The organism is Aeoliella straminimaris, assembly GCF_024054565.1.
Classification (GTDB): Bacteria; Planctomycetota; Planctomycetia; order Pirellulales; family Lacipirellulaceae; genus Aeoliella; species Aeoliella straminimaris.
This window is the reverse complement of the sequence record NZ_JAMXLR010000024.1, coordinates 1-23,098: the sequence shown is the minus strand read 5'-3', so window position 1 is coordinate 23,098 and position 23,098 is coordinate 1. Positions and strand designations below refer to the sequence as shown.

Below are 23,098 nucleotides of genomic sequence, written 5' to 3'. Positions count from 1 at the left end.
CGAGGTAGTGTCTGTCAACCTGCGCACAATTGTTTTAGGGCTTTTCCCTGCTGTATCGCCCCAGAAAACCAGCAAGACCGACGGCGAGCACTCCCACTAACAACCCCGCACCGGGCTCGGGCACTGCGATAGGCGGCACTATCGCCACACTGCTAAACTGCTGCTTCCAGAGCAAATAGTCTTCGCCGTCTACGACTCCGGCACTGTCGCCGGCCTCGTTGCCATTGCCATACAACTGGAAATCGGATCCCAGGTGATTTCTCCATACGACGTAGTCGGTGAGATCCACGAGGCCGTCGTTGTTGAAGTCGCCGGGGAGTTGTTCAATCGCGGCTAACGCTCGGAGCTTATCATTCAAGTATTGGCGCTCGGCAGAAGCTTGCTCATCCGGGGTCAACGAAAGTGGCTGATCCACAGCAAGACGCATGATGTTGTGCATCAAGTAGCGACCTTCGGTGTAAGACATGTGCAACGCGTCCCGATACAGGGCCGAAAAAGCCGTGAAGGGCGAGTTTTCGGCTTCAATATCCAATGCAATATCATGCAGCACCTCGGCCGCTCGGGTGCGCTTGATCGTCATACCAGGATGCAGCGTCTGTAGATCCTGCTCCAACGCATCAAAATACGCGTCACTGGGAGCGAAAGTGCTGGTGTTGGTCGATTCGTAGGCCGCGACGTGGGTGCTCGGACCAACCCAGCCCGGATGCAGGACGAACGTAGCATTCGGCTGCATCTCCATCCAGCTCGAGATGATGGCAACGTCTTGTTCTCGCGTGGTCCCGGCAAAAGGTTGGACGGTTACGTAATCGTAACTGTTGTTCGCTAAAGCAGTTGTCCACGGAATGGAATTTACATTGCAATACCCTTCGGGATTGTTGTAGATGAAATCGAGATTAACGCCACAGAAGATATCCCATTCGGCATTGACAAGATTCAGTGGCTGGGTATCCCACGTCAATGAGTTCCCGATACTGTATATCGTCGGGTTGCCCACCGCTGTCGCGTATGATGCAAAACCGAACACTACCACGCTACATAGCAGACGTGCTATGCGAAGTAAAACTACTGACATCGGCATGGTATGCAAGAAAGCGATGGTGTTATACGGTTGTTAGGAGTGCGGATGAATCTTCGCCAAATCGAACAACATTTCCAATTGCCCGCACAAGCAAAAAGGGTCAGACGTTTAACTACCAGGCTTTGCTTCGATAGAAAAATGCCCCCAATAGAACGGGAATAACGATCGTCAGGCAACTCGGCTCCGGCACCTTGGCCGTGGAGTATCCGCTCGGGGGCGAACCACCAAAGTTCTGTTTCCAGAGCTGGTAGTCGGCCACGTCGACGCCGCCATTGCCATCGCCACTCCAATTCAAGGTCGACTCGTCGGTAGCCCCAAAGTTGTTTCGCCATACCGTGTAGTCGGCCAAATCCACGGTGCCATCACCATTGAAGTCGCCCGCAAGTACAGCTGTGGTAAGCACGCGAAGTTCAGCAATGTCAGCCAACTGAGCGGAGAGAATAAAGTCGAGAGTGTGCCCGTCGCCCGAAATGATTACCTGGTCGTCTCCCATAAAATCGCCTTCTCGGTTTGTCGATTCGTACAAACCAATCGAGCCGAGAATGGAATCGGTGTCTGCCAGACCTTCTTCCGACCAAATCACGCCGAGGATCTCGCCGGCAAAGGTAATACTTCCCTCGACACTCTCCGAGCCCGTATCGCCAACAGGGTCAAAGTGCACCAGATAGCTGGCAACCTGCTCTCCGGCGGCTAGCACGCCAGCCGAGTCAGTGCCGGCAACCAAATCGACTGCGAGGTTCTCGCCGAGCGTATCCTGCCGTTCGAGCATCACAAAGGCGGCATCGTCCGATTCTAGAGCCCCTGACTCCACCGATGAAGGTCTGCCGATTAGCTTGCTGGCGGCCGCCGACACGGAAGCAACGCCCATGCTGACCGGATCAAGTTTGGAGTTATAGCTTGCCAGGACGTCCTGGGACGAGATTGCGTAATTTTGGAAGCGAATGGCGGCAACTTGCCCCTTCAGCGTTCCTCCAGTAAACGGCAAATCACCAGCACCGCTTGAGCCACCGATGGTATCGATGTCCTTACCGATCGAAGCCTTGTTGCGGTGGTTCCAATTCATTCCATCGGGGCCGGCAACTCCATCGGCGCGACCGGCCAAGGCACCGTTAATGTACAGTTCGATGTATCGGCCGAGGGGCGAGTCGTTGATAACGGCCGCCACCTGAACAAAGTCCTGCGTGGGGTCCGCAAACCGGTCGACCGGCGCGGTCACGGTCAAGTGTTGCCCATCCAAAGCAAGGAGTCGAAAACGCAGGTCGTTCTCTTCGGAATCCCCATCGGCGTCGCCAAGGGTGAGTGAGATTCCCTGCGTTGAACTACCTTGCTCGAAGAGCAGCTGATTTGAATTCATGGAATCGAGGCGGACCCACATCTCGAACGAAGCGGAGTTATCTCCATCAATCTCGTCTGGCTTCTGTGGATCGGAAACATGGAAGAAACGGCGGTAAAGTCGCTTGTTCCCACTCATGTTGTAGGCGTTCTCACCCAAGCCAGACTGAAAGGGATCGATCGCTATGCGAGTGGGCTCCGAACCGGGAGCTGCACGCCAAGTCTCTCTGTCGTACGAGTCGACGTCCTGCTGCGAACGCCAATCGGCTCCTGTAGGAGCGGAAGTGCTGGCGTCCCAATCGAGTTGTATGGGAGTTCGCACGTCGTACGGCAGCGAAGCATCGACTGCCTGGATCCAATTGGAAAGCTTGGTATTCAATTCAGTCACTTTGTCCGGCATTGTAGATGCCAGGTTCAGCGGAGAGCTTGGATCGGAGCTCTCTTCCAACGAGGCCGAGAGATCGAACAATAGCAATTCGTCAGCCGCTCCATTCTCGCCGTATACCCGCACAAGCTTATAGTCGCCGTCACGCACGGACGAAGCGGGTCTGACTTTACCGACATTGAGTGTGGGACCGTAGTGCGGAAAGTGAAAGTAAAGCTCACCGTTGGCCGCATTGGCACGTTCAATAGCACTCGTCCCAGCCGGCAAATTGCCAGAGTTGAAGAGCACTGGAGATAGGTCGGCGCCCTCAACACCCTCGGGCAGCGGAGTTCCACCACCAGCCAGGCTAGCAATAGTGGGAAATAGATCGATTGTACTAATGGGTAGGTCGCTGTGGCTGGAAGGTGCGATGCCTGGACCGCTGACGATCATGGGAGTACGCATAGCTCCCTCCCAAATAGTCCCTTTTCCACCGTACAAAGGAGCGTTAACGATTTCCTGCCCATTGACCCCAACTGCTGCCCCATGGTCGGATAGGAACATCACATAGGTATTGTCCGTGATGCCCATCGTATCTAGACGGCCCATCAAAGTGCCGATTGTCTCATCCAGATCGTAGTGCATTGCAGCATACGCGGGATCGCGATGCTTTTCGCCCGGAGTGAGTCCTTCGAACATGTCGACCGTAGCCTGACGAGCGGACGCATTCTTGACCGCATCGTGTGAAACGAGCAGAAAGAAGGGGTCCTCTGTCTGATCACTGTCATCAAGAAAAGCCATTGCTTGATTGGTGATTGTGAACATGGCTTTTGGATCCTCGGCAGGAGTCTCCACCGGGCCGATGTTCAACTGCGTGACATCGTAGCCATCGGTGTCTGGCCTCGGCCACCAGTCCCACTTGCCGAACCAGCCAGTCTGATAGTTCGGATCGATCTGATGCAGTTGTTCACCAATGGTGGTAGCTGTTGGAAATTCGCCTCTCGGTTGGGGAGGAGTCAGTGGGTAACCTGCATAGTACTGTTGGTATCTGACGTGATAAGGATCCGAGGGCTGGCGTACATCAGTAGTTTGCAGTGCGGCCGGAGTCATACCTGTTTGAATGGACGCGCGTGTGGGAGAACACATCGGTCCTGCTGCGTAGGCATTCGAGAACACCATGCCGCGCTGCGCAAGTGTTTCGAGGTTTGGTGTCAGGTGATAGTCACTCTTGGAGTCCGGATTATTGGGATCCATTTGCACCGAGGACGAGGCCCAGCCCATATCGTCAATCAACAACATCAACACGTTCGGCCTGTTCGGATCAACTGATTTGGCAACAGCTACTCCGCTGGAGAATGCGAGGAGAACCAGAACGATGATCGCCTGACGGGACGCACAAGTTGTCTTCATAGTGGTTGAACAGCGTAGAGAAAGGGCCCACATGCCAGTCACGCTGATTCGAGGCCAAAAGCCTAGCGATCCGGGCTGCCGAATTGAGTGGGGGATATTTAGGGCACCACGAAAGGTGACCATCGGGGAGATGCTGTCCGTTGCGAACGCCCCTGTTCCAAGCCTTCAGACTAATTGAGAGTGCCAATCCCCGCAAGCATCTGACACGCAGCCCAGTTGCACAAGTGGTGCGTTTGTATGACTAATTCCGCGCAAGAGGATGGCATCCCATCCAAAACGAGAGGAGCACGCGAGAATTCGTGCTCTGCGGTTTGTCGAAGCCGCTAGCAATGCCCGCACTCACCTCGAGTGCATAAAGTTGCAGAAACGACACGCGAATCGGACGGTAGACTCTTCAAACCTCTACCATCTCAGCCTCCACGAGCGCCACCCGCTCCACCGGCTCGTTATCCACCTGCAGCCCCTCCCCCGTGTGGAGGTATTGGGCCGCGCCCCCGACTGCTCGGGCGCTGTACAGGGCTGAGTCGGCGCGTGACAGCCAACCTTGAGCCGTGTCGGCTGGCAGGGCTTCGGCGATGCCGCAGCCAGCCTCGAGTTGTCGGTTGGCGATCAACTGGCGGCGCAACCGGGTGCCAAAAACGCGGGCACCCGAAAGCGGAGTCTTGGGCATCAAGACCGCGAACTCCGCTCCGCCCAACCGGGCAATGTAGTCGTGGCCGCGGACGCAGCGTTCCACCTCGGTGGCCACCCGCTTAATGAACTCCCGGTGCTCGTCGCTGCCGGGCGTGAGTTCCGCCGGCGGTTCGACGCTCACCAGGGCGATGGACGCAGGGGGTCCGCCTCGCGTTCGATCACCGAGGGCGAGTTGCAGTTGTTCTTCGAAAGCTGGGGTATTGCCCAATCCGGTGACCGGATCGGTGCGGCCCTCGGTAAAGTTCGACAGCACTTGGGACTGCTGGCGAAGTTCGTCGTAGGCGTGGGACAAGCGTGAAGCCAGCTTTAACGTCGGCAAGATGATCTCTTCCGACTCGTTGGAAAGCAAGTTCAGGGCCGACCGCGGATCATACATTGAGGCCTCATCGACCTTGTGCTTGAACCGGTCGACAAAGTTGCGGTGCTCTGCGAGCTGTTGGCGCAACTCGTCGATGGTGTCTTCCATCTGCCGGGCGACGCGGGCGGCTCGGTGCAACTCGCGGGGCCCCACCGCAGCCAGATTGCTGGGCTCGACAACGCGCGTCCTGCGGCCAAACACATATCCCAACAGCGCAACGGCCGCCAGACTCATCGTGACTGGGATGCCCACGAGCACCCCCGAAAACCAATCGAACAGCTCCATGATCTCGACTTCCGAATCGTCGCCCAGGGTGTAGTCAGAAATTGCTCCGCGAGCCGTAGCCCCGCATGCACAGAAAACCGCAGGCCGCCACCACGGCGAGCACCACAACCCACTCTTCACGACTCAGCGTGTTGAACCAGTTCCAGGTTCCGCCCATAAAGGCCTCGAACCACTCGGAGATCTTGTTGTAGAAGTTGTCCATGGTGCATTTCCTAGCAAGTGCAGGGGGGCAGGCCGAATGAAGTCTAGGACGCCCGCGCCCCGCCCCGCTGGGTGGAAACCGCAGTCGGGGTAAAAAACGCCCCCGCCGCGTACCGCCGAACTGCCAGAACCGGAAAAAGCGTTACCAGCTGCCGCCACCGGCTGGCCCCCCATACCCGGGCGGCGTGAACCTTGTCGGCAGGGGCGGAGTCCCAGTTCTATGGAGCTCACTTGCGTACTATTCTCAAGTTGCCTGGGTCCAATTGACGATCAGGCACCAAGCTGGCTAAAATGCCGAGCTCTGGACGAATGAGCCAGCCCCACCGGGCGTGCGGCTCCCATTGACCAGACAAGCCCTTAGGCAGGGCGCGGTAGCTCAATTGGTTAGAGTACTGGACTGTCGATCCAGTGGTTGCGGGTTCGAGTCCCGTCCGCGTCGCTTCAGAACCCCTTCATTCGAAGGGGTTTTTTTGTGCCTTTTTGCTCGGCCGCTGGTTACTGGAATGCTCCATCTGGCCGGACTCCACGGTCTCGGCGGCAGCGGCACACGCTCTCCCCCGGTCGCCGATCTCGACCGAATCGAGCTGTCGATCAGACCGCGGATGGTGGATTCATCGCCGTCGCGACGCTACTAACCCCGCGTGCTATACTGCCGCTTCGGAAAATCTTCCCGTTGAACGATTCAGATCCCCGAGGGATGGTGCACGACGACCAAGACATTCCCCGTCAACTTACGCTCCGGGCGGCGGCCACCGGTGCGGTTCTGGGAGCGCTGCTGGTTCCCTGCAACGTCTATTCGGGGCTGAAAATTGGTTGGTCGTTCAATATGTCGATCGCCGCGGCACTGCTCAGTTGCGGCTTCTGGGGTATCGCCCGCCGAGGTTTGGGCCAAGAGCGGATCCCGACCTGGGGGCTGCTCGAGAACAACGTGAACCAGACATGCGCCTCGTCGGCGGCCTCGATCATCTCGGCGGGGTTAGTGGCGCCGATTCCGGCCTTGGCTATCCTGACTGGCAAAACAATGACCTGGCCGGTGCTGTCGGTGTGGCTGTTCACCGTCAGCTGCATCGGGGTGCTGGTGGGCCTGGCACTGCGCCGGCAGATGCTCGTGATTCAAAACCTGCCCTTCCCTTCGGGCGTGGCCACTGCCGAGACGGTGCGCGAGATCTACGCCCAGGGCCGCGAAGCAACCTTGCGGGTACGCTATCTGCTGGCAGGTGGATTGCTTTCGGCAGCGATCAAGCTGTTCACCGAATTCGCTTACAAGATACCTCAAGTCGGACCGGCCATTGGGCTGGGTTTCTGGCGACTGCCGACACTCACCACGCGCAACCTGGGGTTCGTGTTCGACCCTTCTCTATTGATGATTGGCTTCGGCGCGATCGTCGGTTTGCGGGTGGGGCTGTCGCTGCTGCTGGGCGCTGTGGTGGCTTGGGGAATACTGGCGCCGTGGCTGTTGTCGACGGGTCGCGTGCTGATGCCGGTGGGAGATCAAACCGTGTTTACCAACACGGTGGAGTTCCTGCTTTGGCCCGGCGTGGCCATGATGGTCACGGCCGCCCTGGTTTCTTTCGGTTTCTCGCTGCCGGGTACGATTCGAGGGCTGCTCAATCGCAAAGCCGGACCAGAAGACGAAGACTCCGACCAACCGGGCGAGGACGAACACCCCGGCGTGCCTTGGAAGCTGCTGCTGATTGGGCTGCTGCTGGCCACGGTGGCAACCACTGTGGCCCAGGTGTTCATCTTCGGCATCGAGCCTCACATGGGCTTGCTGGCGGTACTGCTCACTTTCGTCCTGGCCGTCGTGGCGGCCAGAGTTTCTGGCGAGACCGGCATCCCCCCCATTGGGGCTTTGGGAAAGGTTACGCAGTTGACGTTCGGATTCATCAATCCGAACAACGTTACCGAGAACCTGATGACGGCCAACGTTACCGGCGGGGCCGCAGGGCAGTGTTCCGATTTGCTACACGACTTGAAAGCTGGTTTACTGCTGGGCGCTTCGGTGCGCGCGCAAGCGGCGGCCCAGTTCTTGGGAGTCCTGGTAGGTTCGCTGGCCGGCAGCGCCGCCTACCTGGTACTGGTTCCCGATCCGGCGAACATGCTCCTTACCAAAGAGTGGCCGGCGCCGGCGGTGGCTACCTGGAAAGCAGTTGCCGAGTTGTTTCGCGACGGCATCGACGCCGCTCCGTCGGGTGCGCTCACGGCGTCGCTGGTTGGTGCAATTGTCGGAGCCACTTTGGCCGTAGTGAACGCTCAACTGCCGGAGAAGCGCTCGCATTGGTGCCCCAGCGCCGTGAGCCTGGGGCTCGCGTTTGTGATCCCAGCCTTCTACAGCATCTCGCTATTCATAGGCGCCGCGGCTGCGGCCATCGCCTCGCGACTGGCGCCCGAGTGGTCGCGCCGGTTCATTTTGCCAATTTCCGCAGGCCTGGTCGCCGGCGAGAGCCTGGCTGGCGTTGCCAGCGCATTAGCCACTTTGCTGGTTGGCAAGTGACCGCTGGTTTCCATCGAACCAGATCCGCAGTTTCTCGTTGCGAAATCGGCGTTTGACGAGTACGGCGCTGATTCTTAGTGGGTTGTCTCACCGCGGAAATATGGGAAACTATAGAGTCTTCAGCTAGCTCAGACTTCGTGTGCGAAAAGGAATATGAACGGATGCGGACAATCCGCCAACCGGATCACGCCTATGTGTACACGCTTAGCGCTGTTCATCCGCCTGTTGCCTCGGTAGCCTGCAACGAATCGGTCCGAATCCAGACGATCGATGCCTTTGAAGGACGCCTGCGTTCGGAGTCCGATCTCTATTCCGAAAAATGTCCTGGCCCGCCACGAGCCAATCCGCAGACTGGACCAATCTACATTCCAGGGGCGGAACCCGGCGATACCCTGGTCGTGACGATCGAGGACATCGAGCCAACCGAAGGCTACGCCGTGACGGCTCTGATTCCCGAGTTTGGGGGACTGACCGGCACCACCCAGACGGCCACCTTGGACGAGCCCCTGCCCGAGAGCACCAGGCTGTTGCCCATTGAAGACGGCACACTTCGTTTCAATGAATCGACCACCATTCCGCTGCAGCCGTTCCTCGGCACGCTGGGCACGGCCCCCGACCTGGAGGCGATTTCCAGCTTGGTGCCCGGCTACTGGGGAGGCAACATGGACTGCGTGGAAACCTGCCCGGGAAGCAGCGTCTGGCTACCCGTGCTCAACGAAGGCGCGCTGTTCTTCGTGGGCGACGCCCACGCCTGCCAGGGCGATGGCGAGTTGACGGGCGTGGCAGCCGAGATGTCAGCCTGCGTGACCTTGAGCTTTGCGCTGAAGAAGAACTACTGCATCCATTGGCCACGGATCGAAACCGACGATTACCTGATGGCCGTTGGTAGCGCGCGGCCGCTCGAGGACGCCGCGCGGATCGCCTGGAAAGAACTGATCGGTTGGCTGGTTGCCGACTATCATTTCGATGCATTGGAAGCCTATCAATTGCTCGGCTTGGTGGGCGAGATGCGGCTGGGAAACATGGTGGACCCCAATTACTCGATGGTGGCAAAACTCAACAAACGCTGGCTACCGTCGGTACCAGGCACAGGCAGCGCATAGACTTAGGAGCAACAGAATGTGTGGCATTTGTGGTGAAGTTCGCTTTGATGATGCGTCGGCCGACGTGGCTGCCGTCGCTCGCATGGCCGACCGGATGGTCCGCCGCGGCCCCGACGCCGAAGGCATTGTGGCCCGCGGACGCGTCGCTTTGGGACATCGTCGGCTCAAGATCATCGATCTCTCCGAGCACTCGCAGCAGCCGATGGTCGATTCGCAACTCGGATTGACCATCGTGTACAACGGCGCCATCTACAACTACCCCGAGCTGCGCAGCCAACTCGAAGCCAAGGGATACAACTTCTTCAGCCACGGCGATACCGAGGTCATCCTGAAGGCCTACCATGCGTGGGGCCTCGAATGCGTGGAGCACTTCAACGGAATGTTCGCCTTCGCGATTCACGAACGCGACACCGGCAAGGTGGTACTCGCCCGCGATCGGCTGGGTATCAAGCCGCTCTACTATTCGCAAACACCCCAACACCTCCGGTTTGCCTCGTCCCTTCCGTCCCTGCTGGCAGCAGGCGGGGTGGATACGTCCATCGATCCGGTCGCGCTAAACTTCTACCTCTCGTTCCATTCGGTGGTGCCGCCACCTCGGACCATCCTCAACGGTGCGAAGAAGCTGCCTCCGGCGACGATCGCCGTGCTGGAAGCGGATGGTTCGATGAACATGCGACAATACTGGGACCTACAGTGTGGTCCGCGGGCCGAGCAAAAGAACTACTCCTTTGACGATTGGTGCGACGAGACGGTCGAAGTCATGCGACGGGCGGTCAAACGCCGCATGATTGCCGACGTGCCGGTGGGCGTGCTATTGTCGGGCGGCCTCGATTCGAGCCTGGTGGTGGGACTGATTTGCGAGAATGGTGGCGACCTGGAGACCTTTTCCATTGGCTTCGACTCGGTGGCCGGAGAAGAGGGCAACGAATTCAAGTACTCCGACATTATCGTCGACCGGTTTAAAACCAAGCATCACAAGCTATTTATCGACGGCTCTCGCACGTTGCCTGCACTTCACGAGTGCATTGGTGAGATGTCGGAACCGATGGTCAGCCACGACAACGTCGGCTTCTATCTGCTTTCGCAGGAAGTTGCCAAGTCGCTGAAAGTAGTCCAAAGTGGCCAGGGGGCCGACGAAATCTTTGCCGGTTACCATTGGTATCCCCCGATGCTGGACACCAACGACGCCTTGGCCACGTACAAGCAGGCCTTCTTCGATCGCGACTTCGCCGAATACCAGCAAGTAGTGCAGTCGGCCTATTTGAGCGAAGACGCCGCGACGGATTTTGTCCGCGCGCACTTCCAAAAGCCGGGAGCGGAGCTGCCCATCGACAAGGCGCTGCGGATCGATACCCAGGTGATGCTGATCGACGACCCCGTGAAACGAGTCGACAATCACACCATGGCGGCGGGCCTGGAGGCCAGAGTGCCGTTTCTGGACCACGAGGTCGTCGAGTTCGCAGCTACCGTTCCTCCTGAATTGAAGGTCAAAGAAGGTGGCAAGTACATCCTGAAGGAAGCTGCCCGGCGCGTGATTCCGGCCGAAGTAATCGATCGGCCCAAGGGATACTTCCCCGTGCCGGCGTTGAAGTACTTGCGGGGAGATTTCCTGACCATGGCTCGCGACGCGCTGACTGCCAGTGCCGCACGCGACCGGGGACTCTTCAAGCGAGACTACGTCGACCACTTGCTGGCCGATCCGGAAGCCCACATCACTCCGCTTCGTGGCTCGAAGCTGTGGCAACTGGCGCTCTTGGAACTCTGGTTGCAAGAGCATCTGCCAACAAGCTAACGCGCGGTTTACCTCCTTTACAGTGACGATTCAACACTTACCCTACAGTCGACCAAGTGACATGACTAAAACTGAACAACATGCCGGCTCGTTCATTGACGTCGGTTGGGGAAGGTTGATTTTTGCCCACACCTACCCGGACGCCCAATCCGTGGCCGATGTCCTGTTTCAAGAGAAACCGGACCATCGAGATATCGCGTTCTACGTTAACGATCCCCAACTGGTGCTGGGCGTCGCCCCGCAGGACCTGTTTCTCGATCCTTCCACCACCTATCGCCTCGGCCTGAAGGAGTGGTCGGGCGACGATTCCCCTGCGGCGCCGGTGCGCGTGACTAACATTCAGTCTCGGGAGGAGATCGACGAGATCAATCGCATCTACCTGGCGGTGGGAATGGTGCCTGTCGATCCGGAAGTCGTGTGGCAAAGCCGCGACGACGAGCGATTCCAATACTACGTAGCTCGCCCGGAGGATTCGGATCAGATTGTCGGAGTGTCTCTCGGCATCGATCACACGCTGTGCTTCGACGACATGTTCAATAGCAGTAGCTTATGGGCCCTGGCGGTCGATCCCCAATCGCACCTGCCCGGCGTTGGGATGGCGCTGGTGAGTCATCTCGCTTCCGTGTTTGCCAGCCGCGGACGTGATCTTATGGACCTGTCGGTGCTGCCGGAGAGCGAAGCGGCCATCAAGCTGTACGAGAGCCTTGGCTTCACGCCGGTGCCAGTATTTGCGATCAAACGCCGGAATCACATCAACGAACCGCTGTACGTACCGACCGATGTGCAAGAGGGATTCAATCCCTACGCATGCATCATCATCGAAGAGGCTTTGCGTCGCGGAATTGGCGTCGAGCCCCTCGATCCGCCGCGCGGTTACTTCCGCCTGGGACATGGCAATCGCCGGATCACCTGCCGCGAGTCGCTGAGCGACCTCACTTCGTCCATTGCTATGAGCCGATGCGCCGACAAGCAACTCACCTCGGAGTTGCTCGCCAACGCAGGGCTGCAAGTTCCCGAGCAGATCGTTTACTCGGACGACGAACAGGCTCTCCAGTTTCTGAAAAAACATGGCCGCGTGGTGGTCAAGCCACTCGAGGGAGAACAAGGGGCCGGCGTTTCGGTGGACTTGCAGACTGCGGAGCACGTGTTGGCAGCGATCGAGCAGGCCAGTTCGCACTGCGCTACAGTGTTACTGGAACAATTCGTCGTCGGCACCGATCTGCGGATCATTGTCATTAACATGGACGTGGTCGCCGCGGCGACTCGGAAACCGGCGGAGATCGTGGGCACAGGCGAGCACACCATCGAGCAACTGCTGGAAAAGGTGAGTCGACGCCGGAGAGCAGCCACCGGCGGAGAGAGCGAAATCCCCATCGACGACGAGACCCTCCGCTGTATTCAGTCGGAAGGACTTGAGCTGCAGGATGTTTTGCAGGAGGGGCGGCTTCTGCAGGTTCGACGTACCGCGAATTTGCACACCGGCGGAACCATCCACGACGTGACGGCGAATCTCAGCGAAACGCTTCGAGAAGCCGCCATCAAAGCGGCGATGGTGCTGGAAATACCGGTTGTCGGGCTCGATTTTCTTGTTCCTTCCGTCGAAGGCGGGCAATACTATATTATCGAGGCCAACGAGCGACCCGGTTTGGCCAACCACGAGCCGCAACCCACCGCCGAACGGTTCATTGATCTGTTGTTTCCCTACACGATCAATGCTCCTACAAAGCCTTAGCGTCCTAAACTGTCCCGGAGGTTTTCGCGACCCAGATGAAGCCACCCGAATTCGACCAAGACTACTTACTATCCACCCTGCTGACACTGCTGGGAATCCACAGCCCTACCGGCTACACGGATCCCATCGTACGCGGTGTATGCCAGATGCTGCAGGACCTGAACGTTGAATTCGAATTGACCCGCCGCGGTGCGATTCGCGCCACGCTCAAAGGCAAGCGGGGCAGCCCCGACCGGGCGGTGGTGACCCACCTCGACACCATTGGCGCGATGGTCAAGGAAGTAAAGGACAATGGCCGCCTGGCCTTGGTTCCCGTCGGAACCTGGTCGGCCCGCTTCGCCGAAGGCGGGCGCGTATCGATCTTCACGGACGACCAGATCTACCGCGGCCAGGTGCTGCCGTTGAAGGCCTCCGGCCATACCTACAATCATGACATCGACACCCAACCTGTCGGCTGGGGAAACGTTGAAGTGCGTGTCGACGAAATTGCCTTTAACAAGCAAGACCTGATCGATCTAGGTATCAACGTAGGCGACTTTGTCGGCTTCGATAGCGCGACTGAAGAATTCCCCAATGGATTCATCTGTGCTCGGCACCTGGACAACAAGGCGGGCGCTTCGGCCGTGCTGGCGGCCGCCAAGTACATGGTCGACAACGACATCGAGTTGCCCGTCGATTTGCACCTGCTCTTCACAATCTCCGAAGAAGTGGGCTCCGGCGCTTCGGCCGTACTGCACGGCGACGTGGCCGAGATGATCACGGTGGACAACGGCACCACTGCCCCCGGCCAAACCTCGGAAGAATTCGGTGTGACGATCGCCATGGCCGACTCGACCGGCCCTTTCGACTATCATCTGACGCACCACCTGATTCACCTTTGCCAGTCGAACGATATCCAGTTCACCAGAGATATCTTTCGCTACTACCAGTGCGACAGCGCATCGGCCTTGGAGGCTGGCAACGACATTCGCACAGCGCTGCTGACCTTTGGGGTCGATGGATCGCACGGCTACGAGCGGACGAACATGGATTCTCTCCTTTCCATCGCCAAGCTGATCGTGGTCTACGCCACGCAGCGCCCGCTGTACGCTTCGCAGCGTGGCGCCCTGTCGACGCTGGAAGACTTCCCCGAAACTCGTGATACGGACGTCGACGGCATCCGATTCATCCCGCCCAATCCCATTCAGCAAGTGCCCGAGAAGCTGGGCGACGAACAAGGCGCACAGGCCGATGCCCATTCGCAGGATGCCCCTCCATCCAACGCGGCCGAGTGAAGTTCGCCAGGTCTGCCGGCAACTTGGGTAGCGGCCTCCCTGCGCGGCGACAGCCCAAAGCTGCCATTTACCGCAACTTTTGACGCGCGGCCGGCAAGTTGTGGCAGAATGCCGATCGGACATCGATGGATGTAGCGACCGGCTAGGTGGGCAACCTATCCGGCGGGCTACATCCGGGGGTACTTATCGCAATTGACGGGCTGGGGAGATCGCTGACGGTTTGTAGTTTGACTAACCGCAGGGAAGGCGATCGATGGTAGATGACGCGAGATTCGTCAGCGCCGCCTAGGTGCTCGAATCAGCGGGGGCGCCGAGCAGGGGCACCGACGCCACCGTGAACGATTCGACGGCGCTGACGAACTTCGCTGGCCAAGCGACAACAGGCGAGTGCGCGCCGGTGACGTTCCCAACATGTCACGGGCCCACGGGATCGGTACGGAGCGTCGAGCGTCGACGCCGCTTGATTCGCAATGGGTGGGAACCAGAGCTGTCGCCATGAACCACGAAGCAGACGCCCGAAGCGAATCCCTCGCCCTGCCCGCGTTGCAGCGGATCGAAGCCGCATGCCAGCGGTTCGAAGCGGCCTGGAAATGCGGTCAGGAGCCCTCCATCGAGGACCATCTGTACAACTGCCCGCTACCCGAACGCCAGGAACTGCTGCGCGAACTGCTGTGGCTCGAACTCGACTATCGCAGCCGTTCGGTTAACGGTCTCGACCAGGCTGAGTATCTAGCAAAGTTCCCGGCCGATGCCCCCGTGATTAGTGACGTCTTCGCGGCCCGCGCCCGCGAACCGGACGGCAACTCCACGCGGGCCCTTCCGCTGGAGATTGGCTGCCCGCACTGTCAACATCCGATCGCCTTGAGCGACGACAACGCACGGGCGGACGCGACTTGCCCCTTTTGCTCGAGCCACATCCATCGGACGGACGTTGAGACCACCGCGCCGGGCGAGGGAACGACCATTGGGCATTTCGAACTGGTCGATCGACTGGGCATGGGCGCTTTTGGCGAAGTTTGGCGGGCCAATGATACACACCTGGGACGCACGGTAGCAGTGAAGCTCGCCCGGCACCAGCCAGGCAGCTCGGGCAATACCTCGCTGCTATTGCGCGAAGCCCAAGCGGCGGCCCACCTGCACCATCCCGGCATCGTGTCCGTTCATCAAATCGGACAGGAAGATGGGCGGGCCTACATCGTCAGCGACTACATTGCAGGGATTGATCTGGCCGCACGTCTGGAAGTGGGCCCCTTAGATCCTCGCGAAGCGGCCGAGTTGTGCGTGAAGATCGCCGAAGCGCTCGAACACGCTCACCAGCGAGGCGTGATCCACCGCGACCTGAAGCCTGCCAACATCCTGCTGGACGCCGCCGGGACACCCCATGTGATGGACTTTGGCCTCGCTAAACGCGAGGCGAGCGAAGTAACCATGACGTTGCAGGGCCAGCTGCTGGGCACCCCCGCCTACATGCCGCCCGAGCAGGCACAGGGCGATGCCCACACGGCCGACTGTCGCAGCGATGTCTACTCGCTGGGCGTCATCCTGTTCGAACTCCTGACGGGCGAACGTCCCTTCCGGGGTACGCGTCAGGTACTGCTCAGCCAGATTCTCCACGACGACGCCCCCAGTCCCCGCTCGCTGAACCGCAGCATCCCGCGAGACCTGGAAACGATTTGCCTGAAATGCCTGGAGAAAGACCCCGGGCGGCGCTACCAAACCGCGCAGGCCCTGGCCGACGACCTGCAGCGGCAACTCAGCCGACGACCGATCAAAGCACGCTCGGTAAGCCACGCTGGCCGCACGTGGCGTTGGTGTCGCCGGAACCCAATGATTGCTGCCTCGAGTGTTTCGACGCTCGTGATCCTGCTGGCCGCGGTAGCGGTCTCTTCCTACTTTGCCTTCCACGCCCGCTATCAGGCCGAGGCCGCCATTAAGAGCGAGTCGAAGGCGCTCATCGCGCTGGCCGCGGAGGAGGAACAGCGAAAGCAGGCACAGGCCGTATCCAGATTCATGATCTCGGCCCTCCGCAGCCCGGATCCGTCGCGAGACGGCGAAACCATCACGGTTGTGGAACTGCTCGACCGCTCGCGGGAAAGGCTGGAGCAACAGCCGGAGATCGATTGGCCGTCTCGAATGGCGCTGCTCAATGCAATTGCTTCTTCGTACGAGGGACTTGGATTGTATCGACAGGCGACTCCGATTCGAGAAGAGATTCTGAACCAGAAGAAGACGAAACTAGGTCCGACCGACCCTGAGTCGGTCACTGCCCTGGGGGGTCTGGCGAACGCGTATCAGCGTATCGGTAGGTTTGAAGAAGCGGTAGAGCTCTACGAACTGCAACTCCAACAGCGAGAAGACAACGGCCATGACGAAGGCGACGTGCTCAGCAGCATGTGCAATCTGGCACGGGCTTACTCGGCCGCCAATCGCAAGGAGGAGGGCATCGCGCTGACCAAGCAAACCTTGGAGTTGATGGAGTCGAAGCTTGGGCCGGATCATCCCAGCACCCTCGTCGCAATGAATAACCTGGCGGTAGAGTACTCCAGCGTCGGGCGGGCAGCCGAAGCCATTCCGCTTCTTGAAGAGTGCCTCGCGTGGGAAAGGTCCAGCCTGGGGCCCGAACATCCCAAGACGCTGCAAGGGATGCACAGCCTGGCTTTGGCTTACGTGCGGGCGGGGAGAGTCGACGAGGGGCTTCAGCTCTCCAAAGAGACGATTGTCTTGAGATCGGCAAAACTTGGCGCACTCCATCCCGAAACGCTCGCATCGATTCATAATCTGGCGTCCAATCTATCGAAGAACGGACGCCTCGACGAAGCGATTCAACTGAATGAAAAGGTTCTGGCACATCGCCAGGAAATATTGGGCATCGAGCATCCCGATACCACGCGGTCGATGTTCAATCTGGCCACCAACTATTCGCGCGCCGGCCGACTCGAAGATGCCGTCGCATTGCACCGTGAGACCTTTGCACTTCGCCGAGAACTGGCTGGGCCGTCGCATCCCAGCACGATGAACTCGATGCGGGCGTTGGCCAGGGTTTGTTCTCAGACGAAAAGATTCAACGAGGCAATTACTCTGTACGACGCCGTTTTTCAGATTCAGCAACAGCGGCTTGGAGAAAAGCACCCCACCACGCTGGATGCCATGCATTACGTGGCTTTGACCCACTTGCGGGCGGATCAGTTGGACAAGGGCGTCCCACTGTACGAGGAAAATGTCAAGCTGCGGAAGGAAGTCTTGGGAAGCGACCATCGCGACACTCTGGATTCGATGCACAACCTGGCGATGGCCTACAGGAACGCGGAACGGTTTGACGAAGCGGTTTCGCTCGATAAAGAGACGCTCCGACGCAGAAGAGAGCTACTGGGAAATGCACACACCGATACCCTCAAATCGATGCACAACTTGGGAATCGACTACCTCGACGCAGAGCGCGAAGACGAGGCAATACCTATTTTTGAGGAGCAGATTAAACGGCACCAAAAGAGGTTCGGATCCGAATCGGTTGCCAAGCTCTGCACGGTCGAACACCTCGCGGACGCGTATAAGAGTGTTGGCAGAGTCGAGGATGCGGTGACACTTCGCCTGCGCCATGGGATAACGAGCAGCGGCAAGAGCGCGGCGAATTCCGGCGATTGGCTCGAGATGATAAACACTAGCGCTGAGGCCTCCGAGGCGGTTTCTCCCACCGCGGAGCCTTAGCGCAATTTCGCGACAATTAGCAGCACCAACAGACGAGGCAGGCTCGGATGGATGGATTACTGCGTCTATTGTTTGAGGACCACCGGCACCAGTTGTTTGGTACCGCCGTTAAGGAAGCTCGCTGCGACCAATGCGGCCAGGCATTCAGTTTTGCAGCCACGGTGGACCACCTGGCCCATCTGCAGATCTCGCGATTCGAAGACAGCGCCAAGGCTGCCGCCGAGGCCGAACAGATGGCCGAGCGCGGAGTGGGCCGGGCCGTGGAGTTGATGCGATGCCGCGAACCCTGCCCCCACTGTCACTGCCCTCCCAAGTGCGCGCCGCCAACTACCGGGGGACGCTGGAGATCGCCGTGGATGGAGGCGGTACAGAGTGCCCTGCTGCTGGTGGTTCATTTCGAGCTGGGCCTGCTTTGCTTCTTTGCATTGATCTACCTGTTCGTGGTGATCGCAGCTCCCGCCGCGACGGGACGTCCCGGGCTCGAACAAATGATGGTGAGCTTGTTGTACGGGCTGGTGATTGCCGGCAGCCCCGCAGCCGTCAACTGGCTGTGCTTCAAACATCGATCTGGAGCGGCCACCAGCGCCTGCCCAGAGCCGTCCTTGACCACGCATCGCCGGCCGATTGAGCAGATACCCACTAAGGAGATCGCCCGCATGGTGAGGCACGCCCGGTTGCAGCACTTTCACGCCACGATTGCCGAGGCGGCCCAAGAGCTACGGGAATGGATCACCGTGGCCCTGGTCGGTGTGCCCGTGTTTTGCGGAACCTTGATCTGGACTCAGCAATTGCCCGCCAATGGCGTGCTGGTTATGGTGATTGCCTGGCTCGCGACAATCCTCATGGTGACGACCATGCACTGCTACCAATTGCTGCAGTTGACGATGCCTCGCGGGACACGACGGGCTGAATACCAGAGTGCCATTGGACTCGCCCCGGGGGATCTCGCCAGCCTGGATACTCCCCGCGGTTGAAATGGTACGCTGGCGCACTTCGGCCCGCATCACAACCTCGCAGGCAGCTGAAAATTGGCCGAGCCAATAGCCAGCTGGTGGAGTTTGACGGTTTTCTAAAGTCTGTTGCCGTTATAACCGGACTTTGTGGTCGGATCGTCACGTCGTTGCACGGATCCGTCGATTTGCCATGATGTGCCGGTTGCAGGGAGCTTTGCGGCTATAGCCGTTACGCGCGGCCGGAAATGGATTTCACATTTTGCGGAGGGCGACGAGGGAATGGATAGCTCATCACTCTTGCGGCAACTGCTGACCGCTGGCTGCCTACTGGCATTCGCTACTCCTGTGATTGCGCAGTCCGGCGAACAGGCGGACATGGTGCAAGTGCCACGGGAGCAACTCAACGAGATTCAGGCAGAGCTCAAGTACCTCCGTGCGCGGGACGAACAGCGTGAGGCGGCCCAAGAAGCGATCGTGCAGAAGATCTCGACGGGTGGCACCTGGATCGCTAACGAATGCTCGTGGGGCGAGAATGTCGACTGCGGCAGCATTGGCTGTGGATCGATGTGCGGCGGTTCAGGCTGCTGTGGTAATTGCGGCAATGGTGGTTGCGGCTGCGGTGGCTTGTTCGATTGCTACTCGTGCTGCTGCCCCACGCCGGAAGCCCCCTGCGTGGAGTGTCCCCGCGTTTCGACGCTAAATCCCTACTTCAACGTGAGCGTCTTCGGCACGTTGACGGCCGACATGGTGTTCAACGGCAGGCGTCCGGTGGCGCCTGGTACGCCCTACTTTCTCGCCCCCGGGCCCGTGCTGGGACGGGACCAAAGCACGTTCGATCTGCACGCCAGGCAAAGTTCGCTAGGCGCCGCCTTCGTCGGACCGCAGTGGAATGGCTGGCAAACAGGCGGCCAGGTGCTTGGTGTCTTCTACAACAGCAACGTGCTGGCCGACCAGTATGGCTTCTTGCCGATGCTGGCCTTCGGAGAAATGAAAAACGACCGCTGGCGGTTCGCGGCGGGCCTGCAGTTCGACGTGTTCAATCCTGGGGCCCCCACCGTCCTTCCCTTTTCGGCGCTTTGTGCTTCGGGCAACTCGGGCAATGCGTTCCGTGGACAACTGCGGGCGGAACGATACTTCAATCCAAGCAGCGACGTCCAATGGACTCTGCAAACCGCGCTAAGCAACCCGGTACCTACAACCATCGATCCAACATTTGGGATTAGCGAAGACAACGGCTGGCCCAACGTCGAAGGTCGCATAGCCCTGGCCCTAGGGACTCCAGGGGCCACCGCGGTGCGTCCCTTCGAAGTTGGCTTCTCAGGAGTCGTAGGCCAGCTTCGCACCACTCCGATTACGGCCGACCCACAGGTAGTCTCCGACGTCTGGGGCGTGGGCACCGATATCCGTTGGCGGGTCAACGACACCTTTGGATTTGTGGGCGAATTCTACAGCGGTCAGGGCCTGGGCACCTACAATGGCGCCATCTTGCAGACGGTCAACCGCGAAACATTTGAATCGATCCGCTCGACGGGTGGTTTCCTCGAGGGATACGTCTACCTGACGCCCTGTGTCCATTCGCACATGGGCTACGGCATTGACGATCCGCGTAATAACGATGTCTCGCTCGACCCGGCGAACTTAGCCCGGGTGCGCAACGAGACCTACTACGCCAACCTGCTGTGGGACGTGAATAAGACCCTGCGGCTGGGCTTCGAACTCACCTATCGCGAAACGGAATACGCCGCCCTGCCCGGCAACCAGGGCACCGGTTACCACGGGCAATTCCGCTGGAGCTTCTAACGAGCAATTCTACTTCTCGTTCGTCCAGCGGCACTCATACACCTGACCAAGCTCTGGATTGACGACGGACCAGCCGATCAACGAGCCGTACGGGTGGTTGATCTTGTAGCGGGAGCTCATCACCGTCGGTGGTTCGCTTCTGTCCGACGGGTAAGATACCAGCTCGAAATTCTGGTAAGGACGATCCTCGGGGAACAGCATCCAGACGGTCAGCAAATCGGTCTTGAAGCGCGTAACAAACGGCGCTCGGGACAGAGGCGTATCGATGCGGGCAAGCATCTCCAGCTGTACCGTTGCCGGTTCGCCGCGAGGCAAACCTTTTAGATCGTACTCCACTTCGTATCGCCGTCGCTGAATGCCGTGATCCATCTCCGGCTTGGATAGTCGGCGAATCTCGGCCTGAAACCGCTGCTCGGGCTGACGAAATTCGAGGTTGTCGAACAGCGATGGATAACTGAACCTCACCCGCGCATCCCCTTGCTCGGATGCTCCACCATCTTCCGGAATGCGCAACATCACCCGATCCTTGATGTAGATACCTCCATGTTCAGCCGGATCCTTCAGCTCGGGCCGCCACTCCCTGAAATCAAGGATCCGGCTATAGTCGAGTATCTCGACGTCTGACACGTCGGTCTCGCTCGCTTTGTCGATCTCCTCGACCTGCATCGGCTGCCAGTCGGCGATCGGATTGCGATCTAAGAGACTCAAGATATCGTGAATGTCTGGATTGCCGCTGGCGATGGAGTCGATCACCACTGCTTGCATCTGCGACTTCCTGTAGAGCTTATAGACCTGCAGAGGAAGATAGCCCAGCAGGAAGATCGCCAGGGCGATGTATAAGTAACTGGGCCAATCGCGCGGGTCCAACAATGTCGACCAGACTCGTCGGACCGACGACTTGCGGAGGCGACGGGCGGTAGTGGTTACGGGCGATGCGGCGCCCGTCCGCGAAGGTGGCGTGCTTGGTCCTGGCAGCTTCTTGGAAGGAATGGGAGCCCAGCCTTCGCCCGAGGGAACATGGTCGATCTTTCCTTCGTGGGTTTCGCGGTACACTTTACGCGCCACTTCGTAGCCATGCTGCGCCAGGCCGTTTATCTCTTCGTCGCTGAAGCGATCGAGATCGGTACGGATGGTATGCACCTCGGCCTGCACGACAAGAGGTAAGGTAGGGTCCTCATCCAACTGCACCGTGTCCGTGATTGGCATAAAGGCGAACCCCGGCTGCTTGCCAAAATTCTCTCGCTCCAGTTGCCACACACGGTCTCATAAGATGTCGGACGCCCGCACCGACTGCCCGACGAATCCCAACGTCTGGTCGCTGAGGACCTGGAACGGCTTGCCCGCATCGCTGACGTACACCTCATCGAATGCGGTGCTCGTATTGTTGAGCCACGAGAAAGCACGGAGGCCCAGGTTGTCGTACATGCCACCGTCGGTGAAATACTCGGTGGCGAACTCGCCCTCCCGCACACCCAGATCGGCGGCGGTGAACTCAACGGGTGGAAAGAAACCCGGAAAGGCCGACGACGCGCCCACCACTCGGGGAATGCTCGCCATCCTGCCCGGCACGTAGTTAAACTGCACTTTGTCGCTCTCGCCACGCTGCTGCACATACAGGCCGTTGCGATTGAACACAGAAAGTCCACCGTTGCTGACGCTGGTGGCCAGGATGTGCAGCATCGGCGACTCAGGCACTTCATACAGGCAGCGATCGCCGTACAGACGTTGCTCGTAGCACTTCTCCAATACCGCGTTAGGCGTGAGGTTGCGCGACGAACGGCGGGTGAGTCGCGTTAGCACCTTGGCCGGATACAACAACGGCATCCTGCGGACCACGTGGTTGCGAACGTCGAACTGCACGAACTTCACAATCTCGCCAACGGCTTGATCAAAGTCTTCATCGGTACCGTTGTATCGATCCCAGTTCAGCGTCAGGTGAGCGGCGAGGATGCTGCCTCCGGAGACCGAAGCGATGTCGGTCACCTGATGGAGCAAGTTGACGTCTTTCAGAAAACGCAGGATTCCCAGGTGGAAAAGCGTGGCACGGAAACCGCCGCCCGAAAGCGCCAGGCCGATCTTTACCCCAGTTTCTGGCATCGTCGCAGACCTTGAAGAGTTGTCAAATGCGGATCAGGCTCTCTTCAAGTATAGTTGCCCCAACACAACCGGAACGACACCTGCGGCAGACAGCGGCGAATTTCCGCCCCCGCCGCAATGGCCGCTCCAGCCGGCAAATGGACCTATCTTTTCTTGGCCCCAGCAGGATGTCCCACAATTTGGAAAGCGGCTCAATAGCGATGAGTCAACCCCGTAATGATGTAACTGCGGCCCCCCATGCCACCTTCGACTATGACCTGCACTCGCTCGTCCAGGGCCCACATCGTACCTACCAGGAAGTTCCAGGGATTGGGCTCAAATTGATCGACCGCGACGTTGAGATCATTGCCGAGGATGGCGTGATCGATGGTCAACTCGACCGTCTGGGCCGTATCCTGCCACATGGCGCCAACGTGGACCTCGCCAT

15 protein-coding genes and 1 tRNA gene are annotated in these 23,098 nt (G+C 59.2%); 9 read left to right on the top strand and 7 right to left on the bottom strand.

Annotated features, from left to right (window positions below):
- Positions 1-34: 34 nt before the first annotated feature.
- From NG895_RS05785 to NG895_RS05770, 4 genes are all read right to left on the bottom strand, one after another.
- On the bottom strand, positions 35-994 hold the full coding sequence (locus NG895_RS05785; protein ID WP_252851518.1) for a hypothetical protein: 960 nt from the start codon (positions 992-994) through the stop codon (positions 35-37).
- A gap of 196 nt (positions 995-1,190) precedes the next feature.
- A complete protein-coding gene (locus NG895_RS05780) occupies positions 1,191-4,184 on the bottom strand; it encodes a sulfatase-like hydrolase/transferase (protein ID WP_252851517.1) in 2,994 nt (997 codons plus the stop codon).
- Between the two features lie 394 nt (positions 4,185-4,578).
- Positions 4,579-5,520 carry a GGDEF domain-containing protein gene (locus NG895_RS05775; protein ID WP_252851516.1) on the bottom strand — a complete coding sequence of 314 codons (942 nt, stop codon included), beginning with the start codon at positions 5,518-5,520 and terminating at the stop codon, positions 4,579-4,581.
- A gap of 34 nt (positions 5,521-5,554) precedes the next feature.
- The gene (locus NG895_RS05770) at positions 5,555-5,722 is read right to left on the bottom strand and encodes a hypothetical protein (protein WP_252851515.1); all 168 of its coding nucleotides are present in this window, start codon (positions 5,720-5,722) and stop codon (positions 5,555-5,557) included.
- A gap of 364 nt (positions 5,723-6,086) precedes the next feature.
- On the opposite strand from NG895_RS05770, the gene NG895_RS05765 reads away from it, so the two are divergent.
- The 9 genes from NG895_RS05765 (at position 6,087) to NG895_RS05725 (ending at position 20,574) form a co-directional block, all read left to right on the top strand.
- A tRNA-Asp gene (locus NG895_RS05765) sits at positions 6,087-6,160 on the top strand.
- A gap of 234 nt (positions 6,161-6,394) precedes the next feature.
- Positions 6,395-8,215 (top strand): OPT family oligopeptide transporter, encoded by a 1,821-nt coding sequence (locus NG895_RS05760; protein ID WP_252851514.1) that lies wholly within the window; start codon positions 6,395-6,397, stop codon positions 8,213-8,215.
- 161 nt (positions 8,216-8,376) lie between these two features.
- On the top strand, positions 8,377-9,318 hold the full coding sequence (locus NG895_RS05755) for an acetamidase/formamidase family protein (protein WP_252851513.1): 942 nt from the start codon (positions 8,377-8,379) through the stop codon (positions 9,316-9,318).
- A 16-nt stretch (positions 9,319-9,334) separates the two neighbouring features.
- On the top strand, positions 9,335-11,110 hold the full coding sequence (locus NG895_RS05750; RefSeq protein ID WP_252851512.1) for an N-acetylglutaminylglutamine amidotransferase: 1,776 nt from the start codon (positions 9,335-9,337) through the stop codon (positions 11,108-11,110).
- 61 nt (positions 11,111-11,171) lie between these two features.
- Positions 11,172-12,842: an N-acetylglutaminylglutamine synthetase gene (gene ngg, locus NG895_RS05745; RefSeq protein WP_252851511.1), complete on the top strand. Its 1,671-nt coding sequence runs from the start codon at positions 11,172-11,174 to the stop codon at positions 12,840-12,842.
- A gap of 35 nt (positions 12,843-12,877) precedes the next feature.
- On the top strand, positions 12,878-14,116 hold the full coding sequence (locus tag NG895_RS05740) for an osmoprotectant NAGGN system M42 family peptidase (protein WP_252851510.1): 1,239 nt from the start codon (positions 12,878-12,880) through the stop codon (positions 14,114-14,116).
- A gap of 495 nt (positions 14,117-14,611) precedes the next feature.
- Positions 14,612-17,821, top strand: coding sequence for a serine/threonine-protein kinase (locus NG895_RS05735; protein WP_252851509.1), 3,210 nt, complete (start codon positions 14,612-14,614; stop codon positions 17,819-17,821).
- Between the two features lie 47 nt (positions 17,822-17,868).
- A complete protein-coding gene (locus NG895_RS05730; RefSeq protein WP_252851508.1) occupies positions 17,869-18,795 on the top strand; it encodes a hypothetical protein in 927 nt (308 codons plus the stop codon).
- Between the two features lie 258 nt (positions 18,796-19,053).
- Positions 19,054-20,574 (top strand): hypothetical protein, encoded by a 1,521-nt coding sequence (locus NG895_RS05725; RefSeq protein ID WP_252851507.1) that lies wholly within the window; start codon positions 19,054-19,056, stop codon positions 20,572-20,574.
- 9 nt (positions 20,575-20,583) lie between these two features.
- Here the strand turns inward: NG895_RS05725 and NG895_RS05720 are convergent, their stop codons facing one another.
- The 3 genes from NG895_RS05720 to NG895_RS05710 form a co-directional block, all read right to left on the bottom strand.
- Positions 20,584-21,780: a hypothetical protein gene (locus NG895_RS05720; protein WP_252851506.1), complete on the bottom strand. Its 1,197-nt coding sequence runs from the start codon at positions 21,778-21,780 to the stop codon at positions 20,584-20,586.
- Positions 21,781-21,837: 57 nt separating this feature from the next.
- A complete protein-coding gene (locus tag NG895_RS05715) occupies positions 21,838-22,671 on the bottom strand; it encodes a patatin-like phospholipase family protein (protein ID WP_252851505.1) in 834 nt (277 codons plus the stop codon).
- Between the two features lie 191 nt (positions 22,672-22,862).
- A partial coding sequence (locus NG895_RS05710) for a hypothetical protein (RefSeq protein WP_252851504.1) occupies positions 22,863-23,098 on the bottom strand: 236 nt, incomplete at its 5' end.